This window comes from Brachybacterium sp. HMSC06H03 (assembly GCF_001807385.1).
GTDB lineage: Bacteria > Actinomycetota > Actinomycetes > Actinomycetales > Dermabacteraceae > Brachybacterium > Brachybacterium conglomeratum.
The window spans coordinates 1-4091 of record NZ_KV788854.1 but is presented as its reverse complement, the minus strand read 5'-3'; the positions used below and the strand labels follow the sequence as shown (position 1 = coordinate 4091).

The window sequence follows — 4091 nt, the reverse complement described above, 5'->3', positions numbered from 1 at the left end:
TCCTCGGCGTCAGGATCGGCGGCGGTCGCGGCGGCGAGCCCGGCCGGGGCGCGCAGGCCGTCGCGCAGCGGCCGCAGCAGGTGCAGCTCGTCCTCGCCCCACACGATCGCGAGGGTGATCAGCCGCTCGAGGGACGGGGCGATCGTCGCCGGGTCGGAGGAGACCGCGGCGGCGAGCGAGGCGGGGGAGGAGCCGTCCTCGAGCACGGCGAGCGCCTCGACGAGATGCAGCTCGGGCAGGGTGAGGGAGTCCAGCGCGCGGCGGGCGGAGGTGCTTCCCCCGGCGCGCGCGGCCAGGGGGCCGATCCCCCGGGGCAGGGGCGAGGCGAGATCCGGTCGGGCGACGAGCAGGGCCTCGAGGCGGTCGTCGCCGAACCGTCGCAGGGAGTCCGCGAGGGACCGGATCACAGCGGTCATGATGCATTCCAGCATAGGGTGACGCCGCCGCCGGTCGCACCACCGCGAGCGCCGGCGCGTGCACGCCCCCATAGCCCAATCGGCAGAGGCGGCCGCCTTAAAAGCGGCACAGTGCGGGTTCGAGTCCCGCTGGGGGCACCGGATGCCCGCGTCCCGGGCACGCCCGGGATCGGCCACAATGGAGGTCATGACCGCCTCCTCCGCCGACCCCCAGCTCATCGCCCGCCTCCACGAGGTGCTCGGGCGGATCGATGCCGCCGCGGCCCGTGCAGGGCGCGACGGCGCGGAGATCACGCTGCTGCTGGCCACCAAGACTCGCACCCCAGCACAGATCGCGGAGATGATCGAGCTGCTGCAAGAGCGCGGCCGACGGATCGCGGTGGGAGAGAACCGGGCCCAGGAGATCGCCAAGCACGAGGACCCGCTGCTCGCGGGCAACGGCGTGCCCCGGCACTTCATCGGCCGGCTCCAGACGAACAAGGCCCGCGACGTGATCGCCTTCGCCGAGCTCGTGCACAGCGTGGACCGGGACGACATCGCCGACGCCCTGGAGCGCCGGGCCGAGCTCGCGGACCTCCGCCGCGACGTGCTGGTGCAGGTCAACACCTCCGGCGAGGAGTCCAAGGGTGGCTATGCCCCGAGCCTCGAAGCGCTCGCGCCGATCGTGGAGCGCCTGCGCGGCAGCGAGCACCTGCGCCCCGTCGGCCTGATGACCATCGGGGCGAACACGAGCGACGAGACCGCGGTGCGCGCCTCGCTGCGCTCCCTGCGCGAGCTGCGCGACGCGCTGCGTGAACGGCTCGGAATCCCCGAGCTCACCGAGCTGTCGATGGGGATGAGCGGCGACCTCGAGATCGCCGTCGAGGAGGGCGCGACCATCGTGCGCGTCGGCTCGGCGCTCTTCGGCCCCCGGGACTGACCCGGCTCCGGCGAGCGGCGTCCCGGCGCTCGACCCGGCCCCTCGGGCCGCCCACTCCGGGCCGACGCCTCCTACCGGGCCGGCCCGCCGCGTCACTCGGGGCCGACGAGCACCTGCGGCAGACCGTACTCGTGCTCGAGCACCTCGCAGGCCGCACCCACAGCGATCAGGTCCATGCCGCGGGTGGAGAGCATCACCTCGACGTGCACCCACGACTCGTCGCTGAGCCCGGCGGTCAGCGCCTCACGGATCGCGTCCATCGACGCCTCGTGCTGCTCGTGGACGGTCCGCCCGCCGAGCACCACGCGGTCCACGTCCACCAGGCGCACCAGGTTCACCACCACCTCGGCGAGGATGCGAGCGGCGAGCTCGTCCTCCCCTCGCTCGAGCGCGGCCCGGTGCTCCGTCTGCGCGCAGCCGCGGCGGCCGCAGGGGCAGGGGATCCCGTCCATCCGCACCACGGTGTGCCCGATCTCGCCGGCGTGGGAGTGGGCGCCGCGCACGATCTGGTCGTCCAGGCACAGCGCCGCCCCGAGCCCGTCCTCGACCAGCAGCAGCGCGGCGTTGCGGAGCAGCCCGGGCTGGGACCAGGCCTCGCCCACCAGCGCCGCGCGGGAGTCGTGGTCCAGCAGCACCGGCATGCCGAGCTCCTCGGCGAGCAGGCGGCGGATCGGCGCGCCCCGCCAGGGATCGGGGTCGGAGGTGCCGCGGTAGACGCCCTCCTCCCCGTCGACCGGGCCGGGCATCCCGACGCCGACGCCGAGCAGGATCCCCGGGCCGACGTCCTGCAGCGCGCGCGCCTCGTCGGCGAGCGTGGCGACCAGCTCGGGCACCGGCTGGAGGCGGCCGATCTCGAGCTCGCGACGTTCGAGGATCTCCCCGGTGAGATCGACCACGACGGAGTGGAGCCGCGAGCGGGTCAGGTGCAGCCCGATCGCACGGCGCGAGCCGGGGACGATCTCGTACAGGGTCGTGGGCTTGCCGGGGCCCGAGGTCACGGTGCCGGCCTCCTCGACGAGGCCGCGCTCCATCAGGCGCGCCAGGATCTTCGAGATCGCCTGCGGGGTCACCTGCAGCTCCTGGGCGAGGGCGGAGCGGGAGACCGGGTCGCCGCGGCGCGCGACGGCGAGGACGGCGGCGTCGTGCGCGCCCGCCATGCGGTCCAGCGGGGTGGTCGGTCTCACCCGGCCATCCTCGCACGCCACAGCGCTGTGACCGGGCAGCAGCGCTCAGGGGAGGGGTGCCGCGCGCCGGTGTGATCCAACAGATCTCCGCCATCCCCTTGACCTAACGCAACAGCGTTTGCTTATTCTGTGCGCCGGGTCGATGGAGCCCGTCCCCGCCCGCCCGCTCCCGACAGCCGAGGTCCCCTCATGACCCTCACCCTCACCCGCGCCCCCCGCCCTGCGTCCACCGAGCTCACCCCTGCTCGCCGCCGCCTCGCCCTCCTCGCGATCGCGCTCGGCGGCTTCGGCATCGGCGGCTCCGAGTTCGTCTCCATGGGCCTGCTGCCCGGCATCGCCCACGGCCTGCTGCCCGAGATGATGGCCGCCGACCCCGAGGACGGCATCGCCCGCGCCGGCATCGCGATCACCGCCTACGCGCTCGGCGTCGTCGTCGGCGCCCCCGCCCTGGCGCTCCTCTCGGTGCGCTGGAGCCGCACCACGATGATCATGCTGCTCGCGATCGCGCTCGCCGTCGGGACCCTGCTCTCCGGCGTGATGCCGACCTTCGAGCTCACCGTGCTCGCCCGCTTCGTCGCCGGCATCCCGCACGGCGCCTACTTCGGCGTCGCCTCGCTGCTGGCCGCCTCCCTGATGGGCCCCGGCAGCCAGGGCAAGGGCACCGCGCTCGCCCTGTCCGGGCTGACCGTCGCGAACCTGATCGGCGTCCCGATCCTCACCGCCGTCGGCCAGGCGGCCGGCTGGCGCGTGGTCTACCTGCTGTTGGCCGGTGTGTTCGTCGCGACCTTCGCGGCCCTCTACCTGACCGTCCCGCACCAGGAGAAGCCGATCGGCCGCCGCATGGTCGACGAGCTCGTGGCCCTCAAGCGCCTCCAGCTGTGGATCGTCATCGGCATCGCCGCGGTCGGCTTCTCCGGCGCCTTCGCCGTGTTCAGCTACGTCGCCGACATCACCACCCAGGTGACCGGCGCCCCCGAGAGCTCCGTGCCGTGGGTGCTCGCCGCCGCAGGCCTCGGCATGACGATCGGCAACGTCGTGGGCGGCGTGACCACCGACCGCTCCCTGCGCGGCACCCTGCTGATCGGCTTCCCGCTCTACATCACCGCGCTCGTGGCGCTCTTCGCCGTCGCCCACACCTCGCTGACCGCGCTGATCATCGCGTTCTTCGCGGCGAACCTGGTGAACTCCTCGCTGAGCCCCGCGATGCAGACCTGGATGATCCGCATCGCGCACCGCTCCGAGCTGCTGGGCGCCTCGATGAACCAGGCCGCGTTCAACGTCGCCAACGCCCTCGGCGCGACCCTCGGCGGCGCCGTGATCGCCGCGGGCTTCGGCTACGAAGCGCCGATGGTCGTCGCGATCGTGCTGGCGAGCACCGGCTTCGCCATGGTCGTCACCACGCTGATCGCGCTGAAGGTCCGCTCGCGCCGCACCCTCCAGGTGCTCAGCGAGCACGAGGAGACCATCACCGGCTCGATCCCCGTCGTCCCGGCCGGCGTCTGAGCGCGGCGGGCCTCCCGTCGGCGCCCGACCCCGCCGGGCTCCCGCCGCCAGGGCCCGCGACCATCACGG

General features: G+C 73.9%; 3 protein-coding genes, 1 tRNA gene and 1 pseudogene. 3 read left to right on the top strand and 2 right to left on the bottom strand.

Annotated elements, in window-relative coordinates:
- Positions 1-416: pseudogene (locus HMPREF3159_RS11130) on the bottom strand (hypothetical protein); the annotation flags it as partial.
- Positions 417-480: 64 nt separating this feature from the next.
- Here HMPREF3159_RS11130 and HMPREF3159_RS11125 point away from each other — a divergent pair.
- Together HMPREF3159_RS11125 and HMPREF3159_RS11120 are read left to right on the top strand one after the other, a co-directional pair.
- Positions 481-554 (top strand) — tRNA-Leu (locus HMPREF3159_RS11125).
- Between the two features lie 49 nt (positions 555-603).
- Positions 604-1335 (top strand): YggS family pyridoxal phosphate-dependent enzyme, encoded by a 732-nt coding sequence (locus HMPREF3159_RS11120; protein WP_070501087.1) that lies wholly within the window; start codon positions 604-606, stop codon positions 1333-1335.
- A gap of 92 nt (positions 1336-1427) precedes the next feature.
- Here HMPREF3159_RS11120 and HMPREF3159_RS11115 read toward each other — a convergent pair whose 3' ends face one another.
- Positions 1428-2519, bottom strand: a complete 1092-nt coding sequence (locus HMPREF3159_RS11115; RefSeq protein ID WP_083305924.1) for an ROK family transcriptional regulator — start codon at positions 2517-2519, stop codon at positions 1428-1430.
- A gap of 189 nt (positions 2520-2708) precedes the next feature.
- On the opposite strand from HMPREF3159_RS11115, the gene HMPREF3159_RS11110 reads away from it, so the two are divergent.
- A complete protein-coding gene (locus tag HMPREF3159_RS11110) occupies positions 2709-4022 on the top strand; it encodes an MFS transporter (RefSeq protein ID WP_070501085.1) in 1314 nt (437 codons plus the stop codon).
- Positions 4023-4091 lie beyond the last annotated feature (69 nt).

Coding starts and splice junctions, on each gene's coding strand:
- HMPREF3159_RS11120 (WP_070501087.1), top strand. CDS start 604: ATGACCGCCTCCTCCGCCGACCCCCAGCTCATCGCCCGCCTCCACGAG.
- HMPREF3159_RS11110 (WP_070501085.1), top strand. CDS start 2,709: ATGACCCTCACCCTCACCCGCGCCCCCCGCCCTGCGTCCACCGAGCTC.